Source organism: Paenibacillus sp. FSL H7-0323, from assembly GCF_038002725.1.
Lineage (GTDB): Bacteria > Bacillota > Bacilli > Paenibacillales > Paenibacillaceae > Paenibacillus_AQ > Paenibacillus_AQ odorifer.
Genome location: NZ_JBBODB010000001.1, coordinates 2,476,508 through 2,502,247, shown reverse-complemented (window position 1 = coordinate 2,502,247; position 25,740 = coordinate 2,476,508). Strand labels below are relative to the sequence as shown.

26 protein-coding genes are annotated in these 25,740 nt (G+C 42.0%); 20 read left to right on the top strand and 6 right to left on the bottom strand.

Annotation, left to right across the window (positions count from 1 at the left end):
- Nucleotides 1-8 precede the first annotated feature (8 nt).
- Together MHH89_RS11440 and MHH89_RS11435 are read left to right on the top strand one after the other, a co-directional pair.
- Nucleotides 9-959, top strand: coding sequence for an ROK family protein (locus tag MHH89_RS11440; protein WP_076129889.1), 951 nt, complete (start codon nt 9-11; stop codon nt 957-959).
- A gap of 50 nt (nt 960-1,009) precedes the next feature.
- Nucleotides 1,010-2,287 carry an alpha-L-fucosidase gene (locus MHH89_RS11435; protein ID WP_341087156.1) on the top strand — a complete coding sequence of 426 codons (1,278 nt, stop codon included), beginning with the start codon at nt 1,010-1,012 and terminating at the stop codon, nt 2,285-2,287.
- 392 nt (nt 2,288-2,679) lie between these two features.
- Here the strand turns inward: MHH89_RS11435 and MHH89_RS11430 are convergent, their stop codons facing one another.
- Nucleotides 2,680-3,675 carry an HAAS signaling domain-containing protein gene (locus tag MHH89_RS11430; protein WP_340396929.1) on the bottom strand — a complete coding sequence of 332 codons (996 nt, stop codon included), beginning with the start codon at nt 3,673-3,675 and terminating at the stop codon, nt 2,680-2,682.
- Nucleotides 3,662-4,009: a PadR family transcriptional regulator gene (locus MHH89_RS11425; protein ID WP_076129886.1), complete on the bottom strand. Its 348-nt coding sequence runs from the start codon at nt 4,007-4,009 to the stop codon at nt 3,662-3,664. Before MHH89_RS11425 ends, MHH89_RS11430 begins: the two co-directional genes overlap by 14 nt.
- 258 nt (nt 4,010-4,267) lie before the next feature.
- On the opposite strand from MHH89_RS11425, the gene MHH89_RS11420 reads away from it, so the two are divergent.
- The 8 genes from MHH89_RS11420 (at nt 4,268) to MHH89_RS11385 (ending at nt 11,304) form a co-directional block, all read left to right on the top strand.
- A complete protein-coding gene (locus MHH89_RS11420; RefSeq protein ID WP_339187741.1) occupies nt 4,268-4,471 on the top strand; it encodes a hypothetical protein in 204 nt (67 codons plus the stop codon).
- A 109-nt stretch (nt 4,472-4,580) separates the two neighbouring features.
- On the top strand, nt 4,581-5,276 hold the full coding sequence (locus MHH89_RS11415) for a response regulator transcription factor (protein ID WP_076281473.1): 696 nt from the start codon (nt 4,581-4,583) through the stop codon (nt 5,274-5,276).
- Nucleotide 5,277: 1 nt separating this feature from the next.
- Nucleotides 5,278-6,618, top strand: a complete 1,341-nt coding sequence (locus tag MHH89_RS11410) for a sensor histidine kinase (protein ID WP_339187739.1) — start codon at nt 5,278-5,280, stop codon at nt 6,616-6,618.
- Between the two features lie 98 nt (nt 6,619-6,716).
- A complete protein-coding gene (locus tag MHH89_RS11405; RefSeq protein ID WP_339187737.1) occupies nt 6,717-7,430 on the top strand; it encodes a CPBP family intramembrane glutamic endopeptidase in 714 nt (237 codons plus the stop codon).
- 80 nt (nt 7,431-7,510) lie between these two features.
- Nucleotides 7,511-7,978 (top strand): MarR family winged helix-turn-helix transcriptional regulator, encoded by a 468-nt coding sequence (locus tag MHH89_RS11400; protein WP_076219998.1) that lies wholly within the window; start codon nt 7,511-7,513, stop codon nt 7,976-7,978.
- An 87-nt stretch (nt 7,979-8,065) separates the two neighbouring features.
- On the top strand, nt 8,066-9,037 hold the full coding sequence (locus MHH89_RS11395) for a ring-cleaving dioxygenase (RefSeq protein ID WP_076281476.1): 972 nt from the start codon (nt 8,066-8,068) through the stop codon (nt 9,035-9,037).
- A 26-nt stretch (nt 9,038-9,063) separates the two neighbouring features.
- Nucleotides 9,064-10,125 (top strand): LLM class flavin-dependent oxidoreductase, encoded by a 1,062-nt coding sequence (locus MHH89_RS11390; RefSeq protein ID WP_341087154.1) that lies wholly within the window; start codon nt 9,064-9,066, stop codon nt 10,123-10,125.
- Nucleotides 10,126-10,215: 90 nt separating this feature from the next.
- Nucleotides 10,216-11,304 carry a winged helix DNA-binding domain-containing protein gene (locus MHH89_RS11385; RefSeq protein ID WP_341087153.1) on the top strand — a complete coding sequence of 363 codons (1,089 nt, stop codon included), beginning with the start codon at nt 10,216-10,218 and terminating at the stop codon, nt 11,302-11,304.
- Nucleotides 11,305-11,753: 449 nt separating this feature from the next.
- On the opposite strand, the gene baiCD is transcribed toward MHH89_RS11385, so the two are convergent.
- Nucleotides 11,754-13,679 carry a bile acid Fe-S flavoenzyme BaiCD gene (baiCD, locus tag MHH89_RS11380; RefSeq protein ID WP_341087152.1) on the bottom strand — a complete coding sequence of 642 codons (1,926 nt, stop codon included), beginning with the start codon at nt 13,677-13,679 and terminating at the stop codon, nt 11,754-11,756.
- 181 nt (nt 13,680-13,860) lie between these two features.
- On the opposite strand from baiCD, the gene MHH89_RS11375 reads away from it, so the two are divergent.
- Nucleotides 13,861-14,382, top strand: coding sequence for a PadR family transcriptional regulator (locus tag MHH89_RS11375; protein ID WP_036688994.1), 522 nt, complete (start codon nt 13,861-13,863; stop codon nt 14,380-14,382).
- Nucleotides 14,383-14,594: 212 nt separating this feature from the next.
- Entirely contained in the window at nt 14,595-14,873 is a 279-nt protein-coding gene (locus tag MHH89_RS11370; RefSeq protein WP_341087151.1) for a hypothetical protein, read from the top strand.
- 66 nt (nt 14,874-14,939) lie between these two features.
- Here the strand turns inward: MHH89_RS11370 and MHH89_RS11365 are convergent, their stop codons facing one another.
- Both MHH89_RS11365 and MHH89_RS11360 read right to left on the bottom strand, forming a co-directional pair.
- Complete coding sequence (locus tag MHH89_RS11365; protein WP_076219598.1) at nt 14,940-16,208, bottom strand: alkaline phosphatase; 1,269 nt, start codon at nt 16,206-16,208, stop codon at nt 14,940-14,942.
- A gap of 128 nt (nt 16,209-16,336) precedes the next feature.
- Nucleotides 16,337-16,945, bottom strand: a complete 609-nt coding sequence (locus MHH89_RS11360) for a methyltransferase family protein (RefSeq protein WP_076278738.1) — start codon at nt 16,943-16,945, stop codon at nt 16,337-16,339.
- A 107-nt stretch (nt 16,946-17,052) separates the two neighbouring features.
- Here MHH89_RS11360 and MHH89_RS11355 point away from each other — a divergent pair, with 107 nt between their 5' ends.
- Nucleotides 17,053-17,583: a hypothetical protein gene (locus MHH89_RS11355; RefSeq protein ID WP_076129876.1), complete on the top strand. Its 531-nt coding sequence runs from the start codon at nt 17,053-17,055 to the stop codon at nt 17,581-17,583.
- On the opposite strand, the gene MHH89_RS11350 is transcribed toward MHH89_RS11355, so the two are convergent.
- The gene (locus tag MHH89_RS11350) at nt 17,553-18,101 is read right to left on the bottom strand and encodes a MepB family protein (RefSeq protein WP_076129875.1); all 549 of its coding nucleotides are present in this window, start codon (nt 18,099-18,101) and stop codon (nt 17,553-17,555) included. The two genes, MHH89_RS11355 and MHH89_RS11350, sit on opposite strands and share 31 nt — an antisense overlap.
- Before the next feature lie 164 nt (nt 18,102-18,265).
- Here MHH89_RS11350 and MHH89_RS11345 point away from each other — a divergent pair, with 164 nt between their 5' ends.
- The 7 genes from MHH89_RS11345 (at nt 18,266) to MHH89_RS11315 (ending at nt 25,730) form a co-directional block, all read left to right on the top strand.
- Complete coding sequence (locus tag MHH89_RS11345; protein ID WP_076129911.1) at nt 18,266-18,457, top strand: cysteine-rich CWC family protein; 192 nt, start codon at nt 18,266-18,268, stop codon at nt 18,455-18,457.
- A gap of 85 nt (nt 18,458-18,542) precedes the next feature.
- Nucleotides 18,543-19,112 carry a 5' nucleotidase, NT5C type gene (locus MHH89_RS11340; RefSeq protein WP_076129874.1) on the top strand — a complete coding sequence of 190 codons (570 nt, stop codon included), beginning with the start codon at nt 18,543-18,545 and terminating at the stop codon, nt 19,110-19,112.
- Nucleotides 19,113-19,331: 219 nt separating this feature from the next.
- The gene (locus MHH89_RS11335; protein ID WP_076278737.1) at nt 19,332-21,032 is read left to right on the top strand and encodes a molecular chaperone HscC; all 1,701 of its coding nucleotides are present in this window, start codon (nt 19,332-19,334) and stop codon (nt 21,030-21,032) included.
- Entirely contained in the window at nt 21,029-22,513 is a 1,485-nt protein-coding gene (locus MHH89_RS11330) for a J domain-containing protein (RefSeq protein ID WP_076278736.1), read from the top strand. Before MHH89_RS11335 ends, MHH89_RS11330 begins: the two co-directional genes overlap by 4 nt.
- A gap of 16 nt (nt 22,514-22,529) precedes the next feature.
- The gene (locus MHH89_RS11325) at nt 22,530-23,207 is read left to right on the top strand and encodes a DUF1266 domain-containing protein (protein WP_051491590.1); all 678 of its coding nucleotides are present in this window, start codon (nt 22,530-22,532) and stop codon (nt 23,205-23,207) included.
- 609 nt (nt 23,208-23,816) lie between these two features.
- Nucleotides 23,817-24,440 carry a TetR/AcrR family transcriptional regulator gene (locus tag MHH89_RS11320; protein ID WP_076278735.1) on the top strand — a complete coding sequence of 208 codons (624 nt, stop codon included), beginning with the start codon at nt 23,817-23,819 and terminating at the stop codon, nt 24,438-24,440.
- A gap of 12 nt (nt 24,441-24,452) precedes the next feature.
- Nucleotides 24,453-25,730 carry an MFS transporter gene (locus MHH89_RS11315; protein WP_175619928.1) on the top strand — a complete coding sequence of 426 codons (1,278 nt, stop codon included), beginning with the start codon at nt 24,453-24,455 and terminating at the stop codon, nt 25,728-25,730.
- Nucleotides 25,731-25,740 lie beyond the last annotated feature (10 nt).

Sequence of the window (25,740 nt, the reverse complement as noted above, 5' to 3'; positions counted from 1 at the left end):
AATGGGTTATGCAGAAGGTTGAGAGCTACGTAGTTGGAATCGATTTAGGAGGCACAAAAATTGCCGCAGCATTGTTCGATTCAAAGGGGACCGTGTTGAAACGGGAATTGATGGAAACGGCTGGGGCACGTACCGCTAAAGAAGTGGTGCAGCGAATGATCGATATGATCCGCTCCGTATCCGAAGGGCGACCACTCACAGGAGTGGGTCTGGCTTCTCCCGGAGCTGTAAATAGCCAGGACGGGATCGTTATTCACGGCACCAATCTTCCGGAGTGGGATAATGTCCCACTGAAGCACTGGATGGAGTTGGAGCTAGGCGTTGAAGTAAAGGTAGTGAATGATGCGAACGCTGCGGCTTGGGGCGAGTATGTCCGAGGTGCTGGCAAAGGTGCGGACAACATGGTTTATGTTACCTTTAGCACTGGAATTGGAGCAGGTATCGTCATTGACGGCAAGCTGCTTCTTGGCAAAAATTCATTTGCTGGTGAACTAGGTCATAATATTATTGACCCGAACGGAACGGAATGTAGCTGTGGAAGATTCGGCTGCTGGGAAGTTTTCGCTTCGGGCACAGCGATTCGGGATATGGCGCTGCGAAGTATGGAGAGCAGACCGTCGATGATTACGGAACTGGCTAATATAAATGGAGAAAAAATTACTTCGCGGCATGTATTTGAAGCCATGGCACTTAACGATCCCGTGGCCGTTGAGGTTATTGACCGGAGTATTCATTATATGGCACTAGGTCTAGCCAATGCAGTACATACGTTCAATCCTGATCGGATCGTGATCGGTGGAGGCGTGAGTAAGGCTGGAGATTTGTTATTCCCTGCACTGGTGGAGAAGACGGATCTATTTGTCATGGATCCTTATAAGGGTACTTTTACAATTGAACCTGCCGCTCTCAAAGATGATGTAGGCCTAATTGGAGCAGCAGCATTATTCCATACCGCTTAGGTGGAGTGAAAGATTGATTCACAGCTTTCATTAACGGAGGAGTTGGAGAGATGGGTACAAGAGAAGAAAGAACGAAATGGTTCTTACAGGATAGGTTCGGGATGTTTATCCATTGGGGTTTATATTCAATTCCTGCTAGAGGGGAATGGATACGCGGCAACGAGCGGATGAGTAGAGAGCATTACATGACGTATTTCGATGAATTTGACGCCTCACGATATGACCCGAAGAAATGGGCAAGTGCAGCCAAAGCTGCGGGTCAGAAATATGCTGTGCTTACGACCAAACATCATGACGGGTTCTGTCTGTTCGATAGTAAGCTGACTGATTTCAAAGCGACTAATACGCCCGCTGGGCGTGATCTAGTGCGGGAATATGTAGACGCTTTCCGTGCTGAAGGGATTGCAGTTGGTCTATATTACTCTATCATAGACTGGCACCATGAGGATTATCCCGGTTATGGAGATAAGGCACATCCTGATCGGGATAACGAAGCGGTCAAAGATAAGCCGATTGATTTCGATAGATACTTGGAGTATATGCATGGGCAAGTAAAGGAACTGCTCACCAATTACGGTAAAATCGACATTATGTGGTTTGACTTCTCCTACGATAATATGACAGGGGAGAAGTGGAAGGCGACGGAGCTTATCCGGATGATTCGTTCCATACAACCTGATCTTATTATCGACAATCGATTAGGTGGCAATATTCGTGCGGCAGAACCTGAGGAGTATGCTGGAGATTTCTTCTCCCCCGAGCAGATCATTCCGCCTGGCGGCATTGTTGACGTAAACGGGCAATCCATCCCTTGGGAAGCCTGCATTACCCTGAATGACAACTGGGGTTATCATTCCGAGGATAAGAATTATAAATCGACCAAGCAAGTCATCCGTACGATGGTCGAATGTATCAGTAAGAATGGTAACCTGCTTCTCAATGTTGGACCAGATGCCAAAGGTGAAATGACGCGGGAATCACTGGTTATCCTTGACGAAGTTGGGGAGTGGATGCGCCTTAATGGAGATAGTATTTATGGATGCGGGAAGTCTTTGCTACCTAAGCCAGAGTGGGGACGTTATACGCAAAAGGGCAATAAATTGTATGCGCATGTCTACGACCGTGGAATTGGCCCGATCTATTTCCAAGGCTTGAAAGGGAAGATTAAAAAGGCAAGATTACTACGTGATGGTACCGAGCTAAAGGTGGAGGTGCCGTGGATGGCTGAGGAATATTCGGATGTTGACGGTGGAGCTTTTATTACATTAAAAGGCGCGATGTTACCTGATGAGATGGATACGGTTATCGAGCTTGAACTATTTAATTAAATCAGAAGGAGTTGTCCCATATGCCCTGAATGGCTGCTGAGACAACTCCTTTTTTTCGTATTCTTCGCCAACATTTGCACATACGAAACACCTATCGGACACAGATGACTCTAAACCCAGAAATATCGCACTTTTGGGATGCCAACGGACCGCATAGCCGCTATTGCCTTGAAACACCCCCGATTTGGAGCTGATTCTAGGGAATAGCGTCATTGGAGTCCGAAGCCCTGTTCCAAAGGCAGAAAATGTGCAAATAACGTCATCTGGGTCCGCAACTCTCAGAGGGGGGTGACAATGTTGAAGTTGTTGAAGCATTTGAAGCAGGCATTCAACGAATCAGAATACAAAGCGGCGATTCTCCAAATAACAGGAGAATCGCCGTTCTGTGAATACTAAAGGCGAGCCTTGCGGAAGCCCTCATATATATTGAGGACCGCGACTAAAATCAAGATTGCTATTCCTCCACCTACTAGTCCCGTTTCAAATTGGTTAGCTGTAGTGTTTAATAAATTAGACATGTAATTAATAAATTCTTGGTTAAATACACTCGGATTTATAAGGATAACAGCGAATGCAATAAGTACAATGAGCTCAAGGACCGTATTACATAATGCTAATTCTCTAGTCCATTGTCTCTTGATTAATTTATATATAGTTAACGCGACTTCCAATCCGATCACAATAAGAATAATTGGCCAATAATCAAGTAATACATGCTGATTAAAAGCTGGGGCTACGAAGTTAAGTGCGCCTTCACCGCCTCTATAGACTCTGATCAGGTGTTCAGCATTAAAATAAACAGTAGCCCAAATGGCAGTCCACAGTAAACTTCCGAACACTTCGAAGCTTGTAATTGCTTTTTTCTTATGGACAAGCGCGATATCCTTCAAATCATCAGGAGTCCATTTCCTTAATTTTGTAGTAAGAGGATGACCTTCCTTTCCTTTATCCGCCCGTTCGATAATAGCGAACACAACAGTTATCCAGAAAAAGACTTGGATGCCTACTTCAAGAAAGGTTCCAATTCCTGTACTTATAACTGCAGTAACAATATCCGCAACTGTTTTATCGCCGCTGTAGCCAATCAAGTAATCAGCAACCAGAGCGATTAAAGAAACAACTACAGCGATGGGTATAATCATTTTTAATAACGTAACATATAAATCAAAATAGCGTGGGCCGATGAGATACATGGGCTGATCGCGGTACTCACTAGCTAAAATAGCTGGATTGCCCAATTTTGCAAGGACGGCTTTTACCTCTTTTTCGTCATAATCATCCGGTAACATATCCTCGATGGTTGATCGTAATTCTAATGCGATGTCTTCCCGATTTTGTTCTGGTAACCTCCGAGTAACTTCATGAATGTAAATCTCAATCAGCTTCATGGTCATCCTCCCCTTGTAATAGGCCGTAGAGTTCTTTCGAATTCTTAAGCCATTCTTCCTTTAGCTGTAAAAAAATCTCTACGCCATAGTCACTTAGAACATAATACTTACGGGGTCTGCTCTCGGATGTGTCCCAGCTGCTCGTCACTAATTCCTGTTTCTCTAATCGGCGAAGTAATGGATATAGGGTGCTTTGATCGATGATGATGCTGGATTCCTCCAACAATTGAACGAGCGAATATCCATACTGGGGTGTTCGTAATTGACTTAAAACGGCTAGCGTTAACGTACCTCTTCTAAGCTCTGTGATTAAAGAATTTAATAAAGTACTCATTCACCCACCTCATTATTTAAAATATAAGAATTTATAATCTCTTATAAATTGTTCTTATATTTTTGGTTTAGACGCTTACTGTCCTTAAGAGGACGTCGAAGTCGTTTATACTTACTATGTGTCATACAGTATTCGATCTATACTATGCATCATACACTATTGTTGTTCCAACATCAATTGAATAAAATAATCTTCTGAGAAATAAATAAGAAGATTTTTCTATTTTGTGAAGCAGTTTGATTAAAAGGAGGTCGTGAAATGATTCCATTTTTTAGTGACATCCCGAATGCTTCTACATGGGAGGTAGTTGAACCGGTTCATAAGGGCAGAGAGTTATTGTTGAGAACGGCGGAGATTTCCTATTATGATCTGAAAAAACGGGAGTATGATCATTACGAAGTCGAGGAACTTGGAATTATTGATTTTAATAGATTTGATTATGGTGATCCATGGGTATTTTAATCATGATGTTCCAGATGTATTCTTTAGGCTTTATATACCGAAGTGGTATTGGCAAGTTATACTGAGTGAAAAGACTCAGCTATTTGAGAATAGTTAGGGGAATTAAGCGATGAATATACTGATTGCTGAAGATGAAACTGATATAAGAAAACTAGTGAAAATACATTTAGAAGATCGATCCTATCGAGTATTCGAAGCCAAGGATGGCATTGAGGCTTTAGAGGTTGTTAATCAACATGAAATAAATCTTGCCATTCTGGATATTGTAATGCCCAGGCTTGATGGGCTTAATCTGCTGCGACGGATAAGAGAGAAAAGCCATATTCCGGTTATCTTGTTAACTGCCCGCGGTGAAGAAATTGATAAGATAGTGGGCTTAGGCCTTGGAGCAGACGATTATATGGTGAAGCCATTTAGTGCTTCAGAGCTTGTGGCTAGGGTTGAGGCGCAGCTGAGACGAAGAAATGTATACGATCTTAGCCAATCGATAACTGAAGAAACAATCCAACATAGAGAATTGAAGCTGAATTTAAAGGAATGTATGTTGTACATAAATGAAAGTCCAGTTCTTCTAAATGCCAAGGAATATAAGGTGTTACAATGTCTGATGCAGAGTCCTAATCAAATTTTTACGCCCAAAAAGTTATATGCAGCGGCGTGGGAAGAAGATTTCTATAGTGATAATAATACGATTATGGTTACCATCAGCCGTCTAAGGAATAAGATCGAACGGGACCCACACCATCCCGAATATATCGTTACAGTGCGTGGACTAGGTTACAAATTCTACAACCCAGGTAAATAAGATGAGAAAACAAAATATATCCTATCAATTGTTAAAAAACTATATCGCGATCTTTCTTATAACAACGGTTATAACGATATTGGTGATTATTGCTTTGTTTTGCATGAACAGGCTGGGATCTAAGGACATTATTTATAATCAGTTAACGGCTGCTAAGCTTATGCAAAATGACTATCAAAGAATTGACACTAGTGTTGTTAATGATGTCGGGGGCAGTTTACAGGTTGTGAATTACAATTACGAAGTCATACATTCCATTGGCAACAATCCATTTACGTCCAAGCAGATTAGTGTCAAAGAATTTACGGATTTTCTAATGAATACTGGCGCTAACAAAGATATGATCACTGTTGAATATAATGAGCAGGAACAATTTTGGCTGATCGTCTCTTTACCTATACAAGTGAAAATGACAGGTAGTTTCCATTGGAATTCAGATTCACCTATGCAGGATCATACCCTTCAAATGCTTGGGTTTATTGGGTTAGGTTATTTGTTGATTCTGATTCTAAGCACGATGATTTATGCGAGAATTACGGCGGTTAGTTTCATTAAACCCTTAGACCAGTTGTCCGCTGCTGTTGAAAAAGTTAAGAATGGGGATTATTCAGCAAGAGTGCAGGTAGGCGGGAATAGGGAGTTTAGTCAACTGGAGCAGGCTTTTAATCATATGGCAGAAGTGATTCAGATCCAGACCTCGTTAAAAGAACAGAGTGAAAACAATCGAAAAAATCTAATATTGGATATATCCCATGATTTAAAAAATCCATTAACAAGTATTATGGGTTACGCAGAGCTTGAACTAAAAGAACAGGGGAGCGGTCGGATAGAACATTTGGAATTTGCCAAAATAATATACGAAAATAGTATCCGTGCCAATGTATTGATTCAGGGTTTGTTTGAATTATCGAGAATGGAAAGTCCCGAATTCCGCTTGGATGTTACAACAGATGATTTCTCAGAATATTTGAGAGAAGAAATGATACATATGTTGCCCGAGCTTGAGGCTGCGGGTCTGATCCCTGATTTTGTAATCGAGCCAGAAGAAATAATTCTACAGTTTGATAAAAAAAGAATGAATCGAGTATTCTCAAACCTGCTTTATAATGCCATCGCTTATCAGGAGCAAGGTTCTACGTTTCAAGTTGTGCTGGAAAAGGTGAATGATGGAGCCAAGCTTACTTTTATTAATTACGGCCAACCATCAGCCTTGAACCCGGCAGGTTCTGGATTAGGGCTACTCATTGTTCGAAAAATAATAGCTGCTCATGGAGGGACTGTTCAGCTGAATACGCAAGATAACCAGTTTGAAATTATAATTGAGCTGAACCGGCAAATTTAAGGTCTATGTAAGATTACATTAAGTCGTATGAAATTTCCCAATGCTAAAATGGTTGATATTCAGTCTATTAACAATTTTACTTGGGGGATTAGATTATAATGATTGATGAAAAATTAAGTAAAAGGCAATTGATCTTGGGCATTATATTAGCAGTAATGTACTTTTTAGGATTGTTCTCCATTCTCTTGATCAGGCCGGTTATGGGAATTCTTAACCATGTTTTTATTTGGCAGCCAGAACAACAAAATCGAATGGCCTTACTGTTGAATAGTCTGATCTACATAGGAGTGATTATAGGTTTTAGGAGATTCTATAAACAAGCTATTCAAGATTTCAGACAATACTGGGTCCGTAATATGTTATGGATGGTTTGGGGACTTTGTTTGATTATTATCATCGGAAGTATGTTGATCCCCACACTAATTTCCATTTTTCATCCTATTACAAAGTCTGTTAATGAGGTGGATTTACGGGCAATGTTGTCCTCGTATCCATTTATTTTTACAGTGAACGTGGTATGGATTGGCCCCGTGATTGAAGAATTAGTGTATCGGGTTACCATTTTTAGAACGATCCGCAGGAAAAGTCGTCTTCTGGCTTATCTGATATCCTCCTTTTTATTTGGCTTTCAACATGTCTATAGAGCCGTGGTGTTCCAGAGCAACTATAACGAAATGTGGAATATCTTCTCCTATATGGCTGCTGGATTAATCTTTGCCTACCTATATGAGAAAAGAAAAAATATATTAGTGCCTATAGGCGCGCACATGTTTAGTAATGGTTTATCTGTGCTTCTCTATTTCTTAAGTTAATACGAAACTTGACTTCATATCAGATTACTAGTAAACTGATAATCAAGTAGATCCAATTCCAAAGTAATGGATGTGGCATAATGCGAGACAATGGATTCACTGAAGACAACAAACTAAGCTTATTGATCTGGCTGCGGCTGGTAAGAGTTTATGACAATAGTAACGATCTTTCCAATGAGTTCTTGAAGCAGTTTGATTTAACGGTTAGCCAGTTTGATGCGTTAGTACAAATACTATTACATCAGCCTGTGACACAGATGGAAATGGCCGAGCATTTAACCATTACTAAAGGTGGAGTATCACATATGCTTGGCAGATTAGAAAAAGAAGGATGGATTGAACGCAAGCAGGATTGGAAGGTGAAGTATATTTCTTTAACTGAAAAGGGCCAGGCGCTTATCGAGAAGGTTCTTCCTTTGCAATCGGATTTCCAAGCTTCGTTATTCGATCCACTGACGGACGACGAGAAGAAAGTATTTTACAGCATGCTTAAGAAGATTCACCGCCATAGCCTGAATGAGAATCGAATTCCACAAGGAGTTCAGTAGTATTGTAAAAGCTTTATTCTGAATAAAGCTTCCTTTTTTCAGCATCAGTTTACTAGTAAACCATAATCATATTAGGAGGAAATTAAAATGAGCCAACCACAAATAACCGGACAACATCATGTATCAATGATTACTAAAGACGCTAAACAAAACCTATGGTTTTATACAGAAGTACTGGGACTAAGACTTGTCAAAAAAACCGTAAATCAGGACGATCCAACCATGTACCATTTATTCTATGGCAACTCTAATGGCGCTCCAGGCACCGAGGTATCCTTTTTTGAAATGCCGAATGCAGGCCAGACCCGGAAAGGAACGAACAGTATTTCTGCAATCTCTCTTCTCGTTCCTAGCGATGAGGCTTTAGTATATTGGGCTAGCAGATTAGATACATTTGAAGTTGCTCATGAAGCTATCGTAAGTATAGAGGAGCGCAATTCGCTTACTTTTCAGGATAGTGATGAATTAACGGTTCATCTGGTTTCCGCAGAAAAAGATAATGTGACTCAGCTGGTAGAACCTTGGATTACTGATGATATTCCACCACAATATGCCATTGTTGGATTGGGTCCCGTTGAATTGACTGTCCGTGAGGCTAGCCGTACAAAGGCTGTTTTGGAGGATATTTTAGGCTATACACAAGTTCGTAGAGTGCCATCTATGGGTGATCCGAAGGTTATGGTGGATATTTATGAAACAGCTAAAGGCGGCTTGTACACTGAACTTCAGCTCAAAGAAGTTAATGATCAAGACCGGGAAAGACCGGGAAGAGGGAGTGTCCATCATGTGGCTATAAGAGTGAAGGATCTGGAAGAATTAACCGCATGGGCTGCTAAAATCACAGCTGCAGGGTTCAAGAACACAGGGGTCATTGATCGTTATTACTTCCATTCCTTGTATTTCCGTGATCCGAACCATATTCTTTTCGAGCTTGCTACAGATGGTCCAGGGTTTGAGATTGATGAATCTTTTGACACATTGGGCGAGAATTTGACCTTGCCTTCTTTTCTGGAAGAACGCCGGGAAGAGATTGCATCGAAGCTTCATCCTATCCAATAATACAGCTAAGAAAGTAGGACATCATCATGATGGAACAATATAGAATCGACGAGAATAAGGGTTTAGAAATAGGTTTATATACTTTAGGTGATCATGTTGCAGATGCCTTAACAGGTAAACCAATCAGTGAACGACAACGGATTCAAGAGATCATTGCTGCCGCCAAATTAGCAGAGGATGCTGGATTAGATGTATTTGGAGTGGGGGAGAGTCATCAGGCGAAATTTATTACTTCAGCAGCATCGGTCGTACTTGGAGCTATAGCAAACGCAACGGAACGAATCAAGCTTATCAGTTCAGCGACTGTATTGAGCACAGCGGATCCTGTACGTGTACATGAAGAATTTTCGACATTGGATTTGTTATCCGGAGGCAGAGCAGAGATTGTTGCTGGACGTGGATCACGATTAGGAGCTTATGAACTGTTCGGATATGACGTGAGGGATTATGAAGAATTGTTCGAAGAGAAGATTGAATTGCTTATGAAAATAAATAACGATAAAAGAATTACCTGGGAAGGGCAATTCCGTCCTGCTCTGAATGATATGGAGATTTTTCCGAAGCCTCTGAATGGTAAACTGCCTATCTGGCGAGCGGTTGGTGGACCTCCGGCAAGTGCAGTTAAGGCAGGAAGAATGGGCATCCCGATGATGCTGGCTGTTCTAGGTGGACCTGCTTCAGCGTTCAAGACCTCTGTGAATATGTATCGTCAGGTTGCCGCACAATCAGGTTTTAATCCGGCAGAGCTGCCGGTGGGTACAACCACCCTTTTATATATCGATAAAGATTCACAGCAAGCATTCCGTAACTATTACCCATATTTAAATCACATGATGAAAGAGCTTCGTGGATCAGCGTACCCTAAAGACCAATTTGCTGAAGCCATGAGTGTGAGAAATGCGCTGCTCGTAGGCAGCCCACAACAGGTTATTGAAAAAATCCTTTATCAACATGAGCTGTACGGACACAATCGTTTTCTGGCTCAGATTGATATTGGTGGTTTACCTTATGCTCAGGTTGAGCAAATCATTGATTTGTTGGGATCGGTAGTCGCACCAGCCGTAAGACGGGCCACAGCTAAGAAATAAGAAAAACTATGAGATTGGAAAAAATTATATTAAAATTATTCCAATAAGGTTAAACGATGGTTTGAGAAGGATCACTTAAGGAGGCAAAGTGTGACGAATAAAATGATAGCTGCGCAACGTTTATATAACCAGAAGATCGTTGATTCCAAGCTAATCAAGCCCGAACAGGTCGTTAAAGAATTAGGGGCAGTACAGGCGCAGGATTACATGCAGGCGATGTGGGCGATCGGGTTACGTACTCCATCTTCGAGTTTAGCTGATATAGAGCGTGCTATCGCTGATCGTAAGATGATTCTGAATTGGACGCTGCGAGGTACGCTTCATTTTGTCCCACCGGAAGATGTAAAGTGGATGCATCAGCTATCTGTGCCGCGTTTAGCAGGACAAACAAAGCGGCGGAATGCAGAGCTTGGGCTAGATGATCAGACACTAGAACGTTGTAGACATATTATAGTTAATGCTTTACAAGGTGGAAAGCAGCTAGATCGTGCACTTCTACTTCAGCTTATAGAAGAAGAAGGTATTCACACAGGGAACCAGCGTGGTTATCATATGTTGTGGAATGTTGCGTACCAAGGGTTGATTTGTTTCGGACCGATGAATGGTAAGCAGCAAACGATTGTTTTGTTAGAGGAATGGGTGCCACAGTTTCGAGAACTTTCTTACGATGAATCATTGTATGAACTCGCTTGGAGATATTTCACTGGACATGGTTTAGCAACTGTTCAAGATTTTGCTTGGTGGGCAGGCATAACCCTTACCGATGCTAGAAGAGGTCTGGAAGCGGTCAAAAGTCTACTGCAATCAGAGGTTATTGATGGCAGTGAGTATTGGGTGTCTGCTGATCGGCTAGAGCCAACTGCTGAGGACTCGTGCGTTCACCTGCTTCCGGGTTTTGATGAGTACATTCTGGGTTATAAAGACCGAAGTGCCGTTCTAGAGCCCAACGTTGCTCCTTTGATAGTTCCGGGGAATAATGGTGTTTTTCTTCCGACGATTGTTGTGGAGGGTCAGGTTGTGGGTACATGGAAAAGAACCTTAAAGACCAAGGGGATTGAGATTATGATCCATCCTTTTGCCGAGCTGGGCGATACGGAAAAGTTGGTACTTAAAGAAGCTGAGCGATATGCCGCATTTATTGGGCTGCCGATACTCAAAATGAATGTGAGTGGTCATTGAGATGAGTATTTCACTATTCTCACCATTTTCATCTTTCTTACCATACTTTTGTGCGCATCTCTCTCGCTAACGGACACCGTTGCACTTATTAGCACCTAAATGCTGATTTACTGAGCTTTTCGGACTCCAATGCAGTTATTCCCGTCGCAGCACCTCTTTTGACCCCTATTTTTGCGGAATAGCGGCATCTGGGTCCGATAGATTCGTAAAAAGGCTATTTTTAGCTCAATAGCGTCTCCTGAGTCCGAACGGCATAATGGGTGAAGGGTGAAGGGTGAAGGGTGAAGGGTGAAGGGTGAAGGGTGAAGGGTGAAGGGTGAAGGGTGAAGGGTGAAGGATTAAATGGATACCGATTACCGAATAGCCGCTCACGAATGCACTCTGAGTAAAAAATAACCCGGCAGGGCGGATCTGCCGGGTTATTTTCATGAAGCATATAGTTAGCTTAATTAGATTCGTCTAGCTAATTCAGCGCCTTCCCAAATCGCATTCAGCGCTCTACGCGCTTGCACCGCATCGCCAATTACATGATAAGGGATGGAGCTTTCCTCCAAGAAATCCTGAAGGATTTGTTTGTTGAGGGCGCGTGAACCTACAGCAATTACTACATAATCAGCAGGTAGGCTGTGACGTTCGCCGTCTTTTTCAACAATTACGCTATCCCCTTGAATCGCCATACATTTGCTGTTGGTCATTAATTCAACGCCATGTCCATATAGACTTTCCATGACACAGATTTTCCGCAGAAGCCCTAGATCATTAGCAACATCAGCTTGCATTTCAACTACAGTGATTTGATGTCCGCGCTCTACAAGCAGTTCTGCGACCTCAAGCCCCACTAAACCACCGCCGATAATAACGACTCTTCCTTCTGGATGAACCGTTCCCCATAACACATCATGTGAATTGACCACATGTGAACTGTCGATGCCTTCCACAGGCGGAATAATAGGAGAAGATCCGATTGCAAGAATGACCTCATCTGGAGCAATTTCCTGGATTAATTCAGGTGTAACCTCTGTATTCATTCGAATGTCTACACCTTCACGTTTAGCGGTTTCTCCCATATTCAGAGCGGCTGCAGCCATTTCCTCTTTACGTGGTGCGGCACCGGCAATATAAAGCTGTCCGCCCAGAATGTCATTTTTTTCGCATAATATTGGATGATGCCCACGTCGTTTCAGGGTGACAGCTGCTTCTAATCCGCCAGGGCCACCACCAGCAATAAGTACTTTTTTGGGGATACCCGTTTGCTGCAATTCATATTCACTTTCACGACCGGTTGCAGGATTAAACACACAGCTGATAAATGGAACATTAGGATTCACGAATCCATCGAAGCAGCCTTGGTCGCAACCCACACATTTAACGATCGTGTCTGCACGTCCGGCTAAAGCTTTATTGCAGAATTCCGGATCTGCCAGCTGCGCACGCCCAATGGCTACAAAATCAGCCAAACCCTCCGCAATAATCCGGTCTGCAATTGCTGGATCATTAATACGGCCTACGGCAATAACAGGGATGTTAACCACAGATTTAATTTGTGCTGCGTTATCTACATTGAAGCCTACAGGTAAATCGATCGGCGGAACTTCATATTTAATCGCAGCGCCAGCAGGGACCCCACGAGATACATTAATAGCATCAATTCCAGCTTCTTCAGCGAGCTTTGAGAAGAGCTTCATATCTTCCAGCGTAAGTCCGCCCGGTAGATCCTCAATCGCAGAGATTCTCATCAAGATAGGGAACCCAGGTCCAACCGCTTTCCGGATAGCCCGGATACAAGCCAGCGGGAAGCGGCAGCGATTCTCCCAAGAACCGCCGTACTCATCCTGACGAAAATTCATTGCAGGACTTAGAAATTGTTGGGGCAAATAACCATGGCCGGCATGGAATTCCACACTGTCAAATCCGGCTTTCTTCGCACGTAATGCTGTATCTGCGTAAGCTTGAACCATCTCGCCGACTTCATGATGCGCAAGTTCACGTGGTATATGAGTCACGCCTTCAAACGGAACAGGTGAAGAGGAGACCTGAATTAGGTTGGGAGTTACTTTACCTCCATGCCATAACTGTAGACAGCTTTTGCCTCCTGCCTCTCGAATAGCTAATGCTAATTGAGCCATACCTGGAATGAATTTATCATCATAAAGGGCAGGAGCATCATCGGAGGCCGCCGTTGGGTGAATAGTTGTTACTTCTACAGTATTTAAGCCGTTGCCGCCTATAGCTCGTGCTACATGGTAATCAATCAGACGATCACTGACGTATCCACCCGGCGCATTCATTTTCGTGCCCATCGCTGGTAAAATGACCCGGTTCTTAAGCTCCATATTTCCGATTGTGCCCTTGCTAAATAAATGTGTGAATTCCATATGATAACTTCCTCTCTACATATAGGTTAAAAATAAATAGGTTATTTTAACCTATATTAGCGAAAGGATAGGGTGAAAGTATGTGCAAAAAATCACGAGTGATTTGGCAGGAATGTAGTAATTGAGGTAATATAAGAAAATGATGAACCGGATACGTATTCCGGAAGCCCGGAGGATGATTATGGATATTGAAGTTTTGATTCTGGCCCAATTAATGAAAGGGGCCAAACATGGTTATGAAATTAAAAAAAACATTATTTTTGTAATGGGCAATGATAAAATCGTAAACAATAACTCGCTTTATCCAAAGCTGAAATTATTTGAAAAGCGAAAATGGGTAATCAAAAAAACGGAAATTCAGGAACGCCGGCCTAAACGTTATGTATATTCTATAACTACTGAGGGTGAGGAGCGGTTTAACACCTGCTTAACAGAATTTACGCTGGAGACTATTCGAATTGATAATGAATGGTCTATTCGTCTTGCTTATTATGAGCTTTTGGATCAGGAGACACGTAGAAGATTGCTTGATTACAGAGAGACTTATATGAACGAAAAGCTGGACCATTTACAGCAGTTATCCAAAGTAGTTGGCAATAGTGAGGATATGGATTACTCTGAGGAGCTCTATTTTTACACCCGAAGTATGGTTTTACGAGAGATCGAGTTAATTAAGGAGCTGTCACGTAAATTAGAAGCATAAGGAAACCGTTGGATTAGCTATAAAAATAGAATTTTATAAACACACCTCGCTGTAATCGTTAATTAACGGTATATTTGTAAAATCGATTCATAGTTTAGCTTTAGGTTTTCCGCTTGTGATTGATATCATCATCTTTATTTTGGGTTTGATCATATTGGGAATCGAATATTTCACATCAGATTAGTTGAACAATGGGAAGAAGGGGTGTCTTCTTGAAAAGAATATACATCGCAGTCCTAAGTTTTGTACTTCTGCTTGTATTAACCATTTGTGATCGTGAGGAAGTCAGAAGCACGGCGATGCCAGAGAGAACCATTCATATGGATGGAAAAGTGATTCAATCTCAAACCCTCTCCAGAGAGGTGGGCATAGAACTGGATGATGAGAGTGCGCTTGAGCCTGGAGCAACGATCAGAGGATTTCATCTGACAGGTAAATGGGCGGATCAGACTAAGGATATCATTTTTGTTTTGCGAACAGATGCTAAGTAAATACTGTATTTTAAAATGAAAAAGACTACCCAGAAAAAAATCTGGCTAGTCTTTTTTTACTCGCTTTTATTTATTGGCTTTAAAACCTGATGCTTGCATAAGCTTGGTGAATACTTCGGTGTTTTCGTAGATTCCAGTAAATAATTGTGCATTTTTGCCCATAGCTGTAATTGGAATATCAACCGCAGTATGGCCTGAGGTCGTCCAGTCCACTACAAAATTGTGTTTGGAATTGGCGATGGCGAATGGACCGTCTTCTTTGGATATGCCGTCACCGGACTCATCATCTGCGTCAACTGCTTCAATAGAAAATCCGCCGGTCTCATGGTCGGCAAGCACTAGAACCAGTGTATCTGGATTCTTTTTGGCGAAGTCTTTGGCTACTTGCACGGATTTGTCCAGTTCTTGACCTGATTTAATCGTCATTTTAGCGTTGTTTTGATGTGCAAATTCGTCAGTGCCTTCTTCTTCCACCATAAGGAAAAATCCTTTTTTATTTGTTGCTAGCGTATCTATAGCTTTCTTAGTCATCTCGGGCAGCGATACCACCGGATTATAAATATCTCCTTCACCCTCAGGCTTTTGCTGGAACATTTCCTCGTTTGCGAATATTCCAAGCAGCTTGCCGTCTTTTGCTTTTTGCATATCCGCTTTGTTCGTTACATAGGTGTAGCCCAACTGTTTAGCTTTATCCACAAGGTTACCTTGCGTTCCTTTGCTTTTTTCTGAAGGATCTTCAGCGGGTTCATCTGGGAATTTGCCGGGATTGCCTGCCGGGTACCAGAAATCCTCACCCCCACCGAGCAGAACATCAACCTTGCTCTTTGTCAGAAGCTGAAGAGCGATATCACTTTGCTTTGAGCGGTCTTCAACGTGAGCACCAAATGCGGCGCCAGTCGCGTCTGTAATCTGACTAGTAGTAACGACACCAGTTGATTTCCCGGCATCTTTAGCATATTCCATAATGGTCTTAACACTTTTTTTATCGGCATCCATTCCGATAGCACCATTATAAGTCTTCACACCGCTGGCATAAGCAGAAGCAGAAGCAGCCGAATCTGTAACAGGGACAGTGGAGCTTGTATGAATTAATCCAACGTATGGCATGGAATCCATTGCTAGATTTCCTTTTTCACCTACGGTGGCAAGCCGGATGGCATCACGCTGAGCAGCACCCATTCCGTCTCCAATAAACAGAATTACATTTCTTGTGTTCGAAGATGCTGCGTCTGCTTGATTAGGTGCATTTGTAGTGACTATGCTGGATACAAAAAGAGCAGTTGCCGCTGTCGCTACAATTGCTGTTCTGACGCCATACTTTTTCGGTGATTTCATAATTTCCCTCCTAATGTATGTTTACAGTCTCATATTATAGTAGTTACATTAAGAGAATGTTTTCTTGACTTGTAAAAAATGTAAAATGATATAGCGGATATTAATTATCGGAGCTGTGATAAAAGATTTTAAAATAAAAAATATCTGGGTGTATTATTGGCATATTGGATATATTCATCTCCGAATACGGACATTAAATGTTGCTCTTCTTGAAGAATTAGTAAATGAATCGCGGCAATGTTAAGAATGAATATTAGGAGTGTTAATAGATTGGGGTACATCAGATACAATCCCAAAAACATGAGATCAAACCCGACAAATGCAGCGTTTCTACTATATTTATAAATACCGTGTGTGATGAGTTTGGTTACAGTAGTCTTATCAATCCCAACTCTCCATGAAGTGCGCATAGCAATCATAGCTTGAATGAAAATGGAACATCCGAGGGCAGCTACACCAACACCGCTAAAGTGAATTACAGGAATATCAAACGTTTTGTCTACAAGTGTAACCATAAAGGACTCTGCTACGGAAAAAACAAACCATGCTGCGCCCCATAAAAAAGTAGAGGTTTTTACCAATAGCTCGGTATAATGGATCTTAGATAGTTTAGCGCCTTTAGCCAGAACGTTTCCTTTAATGTGGTTTTTCTTGTAAAGTATAAGGAGCTTTAATAGATAAGAAATTAGGAAGATGCAGAAAAGAAGTAGAGATAGGATATTTTTAAGATCGCTCATTTTAATTTCCTCCTCACTAATACATATGAATGATTGCTCATATGTTTGTTTATATCTTATTTCCTAATATTGTACATGTCAACTAATTATTGATTTAGGGGGATATCGTGAAAATAAGAGTATACAAAAAACGGTGGCTATGGGTGTTGGTTATCGCGGTTATTGTACTTGCAGGTACTGTAATCGGTATGCTGGTTACGCAAACTGGGCTTGCAACCTTTACTTCCAATGCTTATGGAGTCTCTTTGAAGTATCCAACGGAATGGGTCGTAGATTCAGCAGATGATAAGAAGGGTCAGGGGGAGGATGGTTTTTTTCAATTATCCGCTATGTCTGGAGAGGGACAATCAATAGATGAAGTTGCTGAAATCGTTGCCTCCCATCAGCTGAAGCCTTATGGCTCCAATCCGCAAATTACTGAACTGACATTAGAGAGGTTGAAAGAGGAAGAGAAGGCAAAGTTGATTATGCCTTCTGCTGACCAAGGGGAGGAATGGAATCATCAAGCGGCGCTTATAATTAAATATCCCGAAGCGGTGAAAATAGGAGATGATGTATACTATTATTTTATTTTGCAGGGCGATAAGGAACATGTGGAGGAGATAGGTCAGACCGTAAGATTTACGGGTAAACCGTAAAGTGCTTGCGCACGAAGGTAGTCTACGGGTTTATTTGCAGGGATATCCAAGAAATATTCCGACTGCCATGTTTGCGTTTTTTGAGCTTGGCGACTCGTGGGAATGTCCCAAGGCGGGTAGACTCGAAAAGCTCTTTTTCCACCTTCACCTTTATCAGATAGAATATCTTGTTCTCTTAGGACAGCTTTTGGAAAAATAAATTGGCCAAAGTGATTCCCATTTCGTGTACTTATAACGAAGAGATCAGCAGGATCTGAGATGTCATAGGGTTGGATGGGATGATCTCCAATTCGCTCCCATAGTGTCACAAATTGCCCGACTTTAGTGGGTGTGATTTTAGCCACCCGGAATCTAATGGCCAGTGCATTTAAGGTAAAGATATATGCTCCGTATTCTGCATTTTGCGGTTCAAGAATTGGGTCGGAGCAATCAAACCTGCAAGGATTATATACTTCTTCCATGGTAGCAAGTAAGTCACTATGTAGGGTATCTAAAAAGCTCAGCTTCTTATCATTCATCTGTTATTCTCCCATTTGAGTTCGTAATGTTCACTATCTTAATGCAAGTGAACCGAGTTCACAAGTGTAGGAATAATAGAGAAATTGAAGTTGGATTTATTTTATTGATATGGTTTTCCAAAGAAAAATAGTTTGTGATTTTTGGGGGAGTAGAAATTTTGGATATGATGAACATACTGGTTGAAGAACGCCATTGTCCTTTATGTAAAGAATTGAATCGTTGTGGCGCTGAAGGCGGTGACTGTTGGTGTTTCCATACAGAAATTCCACTCGAATTGCAAGAACAGATCCCGGAAGAACTGAGAGGGAAAGCTTGTATCTGCCAAAAATGCGTAGAAGCATTTAATAAACATTAACCGGGATTTTAATTAACTCTCGACGAAAACCGTAATTTCATTGTATATAATTAAAGTGTAATCTAAAAAAATAATGGAGGCGCAGATGAGGAAGCCAATAATTGCAGTAGATATGGATGATACAATTTGCCATCTAGTGAAGCGAGCCATATACCATAATAATAATGATTTTCCCACGCATCTGCTGCGGTATGAGGAAATGCTTGATTGGAATACGGATCATTTACGTCATCCGGATTGTACACAAGAGATTTTCTATGGGCGGCCCGGTCTGTATGAAGAGCTTGAACTGTTTGACGAACATGTCGTAGGAGAAATGGAGAAACTGCATAACGCTTATGATGTAATTATTGTTACGGCAGCCCAACCCCAGTCGGTGGTGGAAAAATGGAACTGGCTGCAGAAGCATATGCCGTTTATTCCGATTGAAAATTTCTTTACCTGTAAGCGAAAAAATCTTATTAACTACGATCTATTGATCGATGACGGGGTGCATAACCTGGTTCCGGCATTGCAGGAGGGAAGAAAAGTGCTTTGTATTCCGCATCCATGGAATTTGCGGGCCCGTGAACAATATGCTTTTCCATTATTGACCTCATGGGAAGGTGCAAAAGAGAAGATAGATCAGATGTTAGGACGTCCAGAGAACGAATGAGACTGTTTTTTTATAGATGATGTACAGAAAAATATCCTCCGCCAAAAAATGAAGGTATCCCATTAGCCATTGTGGCTTTTGAGATACCTTTTTTATGTCTATTGCAAAAGCACAATTTCATTATTATGCTCTGGATGTAAATATGTTGAATTAGTGACATTTCGATTCTTGGACTTTTTTCTTTGTATATTATTGTATATAAAAGGAGTGGAGATAGTAGTGAGAACAATCGGAATTGATTTAGGAACGACCTATAGTCTTGCTGCTTATTGGGACGGCAGTCAGGCTGTAATTATTCCCAATGTACTCGGGGAGCATGTAACACCCTCGATTGTTAGTGTAGATGCAGGGGGAGAAGTATTAGTTGGAAGAATCGCACAGGAAAGACTGATTACACATCCACAGTTAACCGCCTCGACTTTTAAGCGCTTTATGGGATCAGCAAAGAAATACAAACTAGGTACGATGACTTTTACTCCTGAAGAGTTATCTTCTTTTGTTCTGCGGTCACTGAAAGAGGATGCGGAAAATCATCTAGGTGAGTCCGTAACGAAAGCTATAATCAGTGTTCCGGCTTATTTCAATGATGTTCAGCGGAAAGCAACTAAGAAAGCAGCTGAGCTGGCTGGTTTACAAGTAGAGCGGCTTATTAGTGAACCTACGGCGGCAGCACTCGCTTATGGCCTGCATCAGAATCAGGAGACTTCATTTCTTGTTTTTGATTTGGGTGGAGGAACCTTTGATGTGTCTATCCTGGAGCTTTTCGAAGGGGTAATGGATGTTAAGTCGATTGCCGGAGATAACTATCTTGGCGGGGAAGATTTCACAGAGATACTAGTGGCCTATTTTATCCAAAAGAATAAGCTGGACGCTGAATCGTTAACACCAATAACGAGGTCGATGTTGTATAAGCAGGCTGAGCAGAGTAAACGAATTCTTGGTACAGAGTCTGCTGCGACTATGCGGATAGTTATTAAAGAGGAAGAATACGTGCTGACTATAGAACGCTCAGAGCTTGAGCAATTGGTACAACCATTACTAATACGTCTAAGACAGCCGATAGAAAGAGCATTGCGGGATGCTTCTCTGCAGCCTTCCGATCTGGATGGGATTGTGATGATTGGGGGTGCGACTAAAATGCCTCTAATTAAGCAAATTATCAGCCGTATGTTCGGGAAAATGCCTTATGCGAATATCAGCCCAGATGAGACCGTCGCACTGGGAGCTGCGGTTCAGGTGGCGCTGAAGCAGCGTGATCAAGCGCTGGATGAAATGATTTTGACGGACGTTTGCCCCTATACATTAGGAACCAGTGTTCTGCGAAGAGGTTCAAGCGGACAAACGTCATCTGGACATTACTTTCCGATCATTGAACGTAACACTCCGATTCCTGTTAGCCGGGTAGAACGTCTATATACAGCCGCAGATAATCAAAAGATCATAAGTGTGGATGTGTATCAGGGGGAGAGTCCTCGCGTTGAAAATAATCTTTTCCTGGGAGAAATGGAGTTTCAGATTCCGCAAGCACCTCGGGGAGAAGAAAGTATAGATGTCAGATATACATATGATGTGAATGGGATTCTTGAGGTGGAGGTTACAACCGTTTCAACAGGTCAGAAGCATCAGATGATCATTGAGCAAAATGCTGGTGCAATGACGAAAAAGCAAATTGAAGCTCGTTTACTGGAACTGCGGAGTATCAAAATTCATCCGCGTGAGCGTACCGAGAACAGGCTTCTGCTTGCTAGAGGTGAGCGTTTATATGAAGAGGTGCTTGGGGACCAACGGAAATTTATCGCACAGTGTCTGAAAGTATTCGAAGATGCTTTATATACTCAGAACGAGAAAGTGATTGAAAAAGCGGCACAAGCTTTCAATGAGCAATTGGCGGAAATTGAAGGGTGGTCATACTTCACATGACGATCTGGAGTATTTTGGAGATTGAACCCACAGATGAACTAGCTATCATCAAAAAGGCCTATGCCAAAAAACTGAAATCGCATCACCCCGAAGATGACCCTGAAGGATACCAGCAGCTTAGAGAAGCTTATGATACAGCCGTGAAATGGGCCCGCTCCGGGCAGCGTATAGCAAGCACTGTCCCTTCATTGGTAGGTGAGGATAAGAAAGAAATAGCAGAAGCAATATCAAAAGAAATAGAAAAAATGGTGATACAAGCAGAAAAAGTAATACGAGTAGATGAAGTTGAGGAGGAAGAAAGCGAGGAGGAAGAACAAGAAGTTGCGGAGGAAGACACCGAGGAAGAAGTAGAAGGGGCTACTACTATACCGCATGAAAACGAGTGGGCGCTGTTTCGCCCACTTCCCATTCAACTTGATGCTGATCTTCAAGAACAGCCAGCAGATATTTTTGACAGACAAATTAGGGAACTGTATGCGGACTTCTCGCGCCGAATTCAACAAGCTTCGTGGCATTCACTTTTGAATGAAGATTTCATGTGGAGTATAGAGCATCGTGATCGGCTAAGGGATAAGCTTATGTTGTTCCTTGATCAGCATCGGAATTTGCCTCATGCCGTATGGGAAGCGTTGGATTCATTTTTTCATTTTCGTGAGGACAAGGAAATATTTCTTCAACGTTATGATAATAAGTTAGTCGAGTACATACTAGGGCAGGTCGACGGAAGCATGGAGATGCGTTATGAGTGTTTCCTTTTGCAGGAGTCTCTTGAGTTTGACATAGAACACTATCTAAATCTGAGGCAATCCGCTCAATTCATGCTGATGGAGGATAAACATACTGAAGCGGGTCAACTGCTCGACGAAGCAAATAAGCTGTTTCAGTATGATCCTGATCTGCAATTATTGCGAGCTAAGTATTGTCTGGATACTGCTGATTATATGGAAGCGCTGGTGTGTTTGGACCAAGTAACCGCTATGTGGCCTAACGAAAGAGACGGTTACTTATTAAGAGGCCGGCTTCTCTACTATTTGCAGCGTTATGAGGAAGCGATGAAGGATTGTGAATATTTGCTGCAAGAGGATGCTGGAAATAGAGATGTGCAATGTTTAATTCTGGAATGTAAGATTGCATGTTCTCAAATTGAGGAAGCTCTTACACAAACGGAGACTAATGAGCCTAAAAAGGACGAGTTCATTCATTTTCGTTACCTTGCGAATAAGTTCATGTTGAAGAACAAAAAACTGTATCCACAACGTCTTCGTATCTCTTCGCTCGTAAGCATTGGAAAGAGCATTATAGGGTCTATATTATTCTATCTATTGGTTTTCCTGAAATTAAGCTGGTTCTATATTTTGGTATATACCATATATTATTTTTCAGTATCTGAGCTTCCCCCGCTTGTCAATGCGGTGTTCATTCTTATTTTTCTATGGAAAATCAGGAAGATTTGCAAAACAGCATACCTATTCACGAACTAATATCAGGAGGCTCTATATGCTGAAGGAATACAATGTTAAGCAAAGAAAACGATTGGAAATGTATTTCCGCTGTCTTTCCTCTACCTGCATACGTGGTCTCTTAGGGAGATACTATGTGGTTTATGAGTTTGATTTCAGTAATGTCTTCTTCAAAAGAGGTTTAATCAAAAATGCTTGTGAAAGATGGAATATCGAGGATGCTAACTCCTTTCATCGCCAGATTCGCTGGCTTCTAGAAGATGGCAACCGTGCAGAATATAGATCTTTACATGCTCGTTTAGCCACACTTTCCGAAACCTCACGCAGTAAATATCTTGAGGCACATAAGGATCATGAGGATTTTGTTAATCTGAAGGTTGTTGCACAAGGTATACATCAGTTGCCTTCTGGTGACATATCTGCTTTTGGATTAGCTTGGGTAATTTATCTGAGCCGGATTGGTTATGTTGAGGATTATTTGAAGAAGGAAGAAGCCTGGGAATACAAAATAGAAGCCGCAAGGCAGCTACAAGAACGCTATAGCAGTTGGGCGGATTATTATATAGCCTATTCCTTGGGCAGCAAATTTTCATTAGTACAATCCGGCGGATTAGATAATCTATTTGAGACGGGATTGCAGAAGCTCATGCGAAATAGCAGCATTCTATACAGGGAAGCCGTTTGGGGGCAAAATCTGCAGCCGGAAGCCACTTAGTCCGAACTTAGGTAATTAATACCTATTGAATACCTATTGATTACCTATTGAATCCCTATCCCGTGTTGCTTAAGGACCCAGAGGACGCTATTTGCAAATTTATAGCCCTTTGAGCCGGTTTTCGGACTCCAGTGCAGCTATTCCTTGAGGAAGCGGTCTTTTGTGGTGTTTTTGATGCCAATAGTTGCTATGCGGTCCGTTAGGAATCCAAATGGGGGATAATGCAGCGTATAAGTCAGCTGTGTCCGATAAGCTGCGTCGTAAGTGCAAATGTGATCCAAGCAAACGAAGTTTAGTAGTTTAGTGTTACAACGCGAGCAAAGGTATCTCCATGGATCAGATCAAAGAGCAAGCTAAAAATAAGATGCAGCAGTAAGACCAAACAGTAAAACCAGACAGTAAACAATAAGACCAAACAGTAAACAGTAAGACTAAAACTCAACAGTTAAACCCAACAGTATATCCCAAAACGAGGGAGTTCCAGATGCTATAACGTAGCTTTTGGAATTCTCTCTTTTTTGTGATGCCGGGTTAATCTTGACACGATCTAATATTTGTATATAATTGGAATAGACCGACGGTCGGTCGATAGAATGGAGGACGTTGCAGATGAGAATTTCCAAAGAAGCGGAAGAACGTAGAAATGAAATATTGGATACAGCAGAAATGCTGTTTTTTACGAAAGGGTATACCAAAACGACAGTGAATGATGTCTTGCAGGCTATAGGTATCGCGAAGGGAACCTTCTACTATTATTTTAAATCGAAGGAAGAGGTCATGGATGCTGTTGTGCTGCGATTTATTGATGCTGGTGTAGCAGCTGCTAAGCAAATTGCTGCAGATCCTAAGCTGACCGTTCATGAAAAGCTGCTGCAAATCATTATGGCGCAAAAGCCGGATACGGACAGAAAAAGCCAAATGATTGAGCAGTTCCATCAGGCTGATAATGCACAGCTGCACCAGAAAAGCTTGGTGGAAACCATTTTGCGGCTAACTCCTGTTTTGACGGAGGTCATTGAGCAGGGCATAGAGGAGGGACTGTTTCACAATCCGTATCCCCCGGAGACGATGGAATTTCTATTGATTACCTCTCAATTTCTTTTTGATGAAGGGATATTCAAGTGGCAGCCTGAGGAAATCATCCAGAAGATAAGAGCTTTTATCTATACGATGGAAATTACGCTGGGGGCGGAGAAGGGCAGCTTCGACTATGTGTTTCAAATGTTTGAATAGGGGAGAGGGAATATGCTGAACAACAAATCCTTCGGAAATTTTATGATCATTTGGATGGGGGAGTGGATATCCAGTATTGGCAGCGGGTTGACGGCTTTCACCTTAGGGGTCTATGTGTTCCAGATGACGCAGACCGCCTCTAGTGTGGCACTTTTAACCTTATGTGCTTTTCTCCCTTCCATTGTGCTCAGTCCTTTTGGCGGCGTGTTAGCGGATCGGTTTGATCGGCGATTGATGATGATAGCAGGGGATTTGTTATCTGCTTTTGGACTTATATATGTTCTCATTATCATGCTGCTGGGTGAACCTCATTTATGGCAGATTTGTCTGGGCGTGACGTTTAGTTCGATTTTTGTATCCTTGCTTGAACCTGCCTACAAAGCTACCATTACAGATTTATTAACAGAGGAGCAATTTGCCAAGGCTAGTGGTTTAGTTCAGCTTGCTGCGTCCTCAAAATATCTTCTTTCCCCTATCCTTGCCGGGATTTTGCTTAGCTTTATGGATATAAAAACTATCCTGCTTATAGATATCTCAACCTTTCTAGTTACAGTTCTTGCAGTGATGGCTGTTCGCAGGAATCTACAGACTGAACACAGAGTTCCAACGAATCAGTCGTTTGTAAAAGATTTGAAGGAGGGCTGGGATGCTCTTATTTACACGAAAGGTGTACTGCAGCTTACGATCATTTTGTCTGTCGTTACTTTTTATGTGGGTTTTCTCCAAACCTTATATACGCCTATGCTTCTACCCTTTACGGATACGAAAACTCTAGGCACGGTATTATCTGTAAGTGCTATAGGGATGTTGCTCGGCAGTCTGATTATTGGAGTTTTTAGCATCGATCGTAAATATATCAAAGTATTAGCGCTCGGCCTAGGATTCGCCGGACTGTTTTTTTCTTTGGTGGGTCTGACCACGAATGTTGCTTTTATTACAGCTGCTGGCTTTTTATTTTTTGCAACGTTGCCTTTTGTTAATACCAGTGCTGACGTTATGATTCGCAACCATATCCCAAATGACACACAGGGGCGGGCATGGGGGATCATTGGCATTTTATCACAACTCGGTTATGTGGCTGCGTATGCTTTTGCTGGCATATTGGCTGATCAAGTGTTTAATCCTCTTTTACGAGAGGGAGGTCTACTTGCTTCATCAGTAGGTAAGGTGATAGGCACTGGGGAAGGACGGGGAATCGGTTTATTATTTATCATCTCTGGTTTGCTCATCATTATTATGGCATTTGTGATCCCCAGAATGAAATCAATTCGCTGCCTTGAACGTGAATAATTGAATTCCG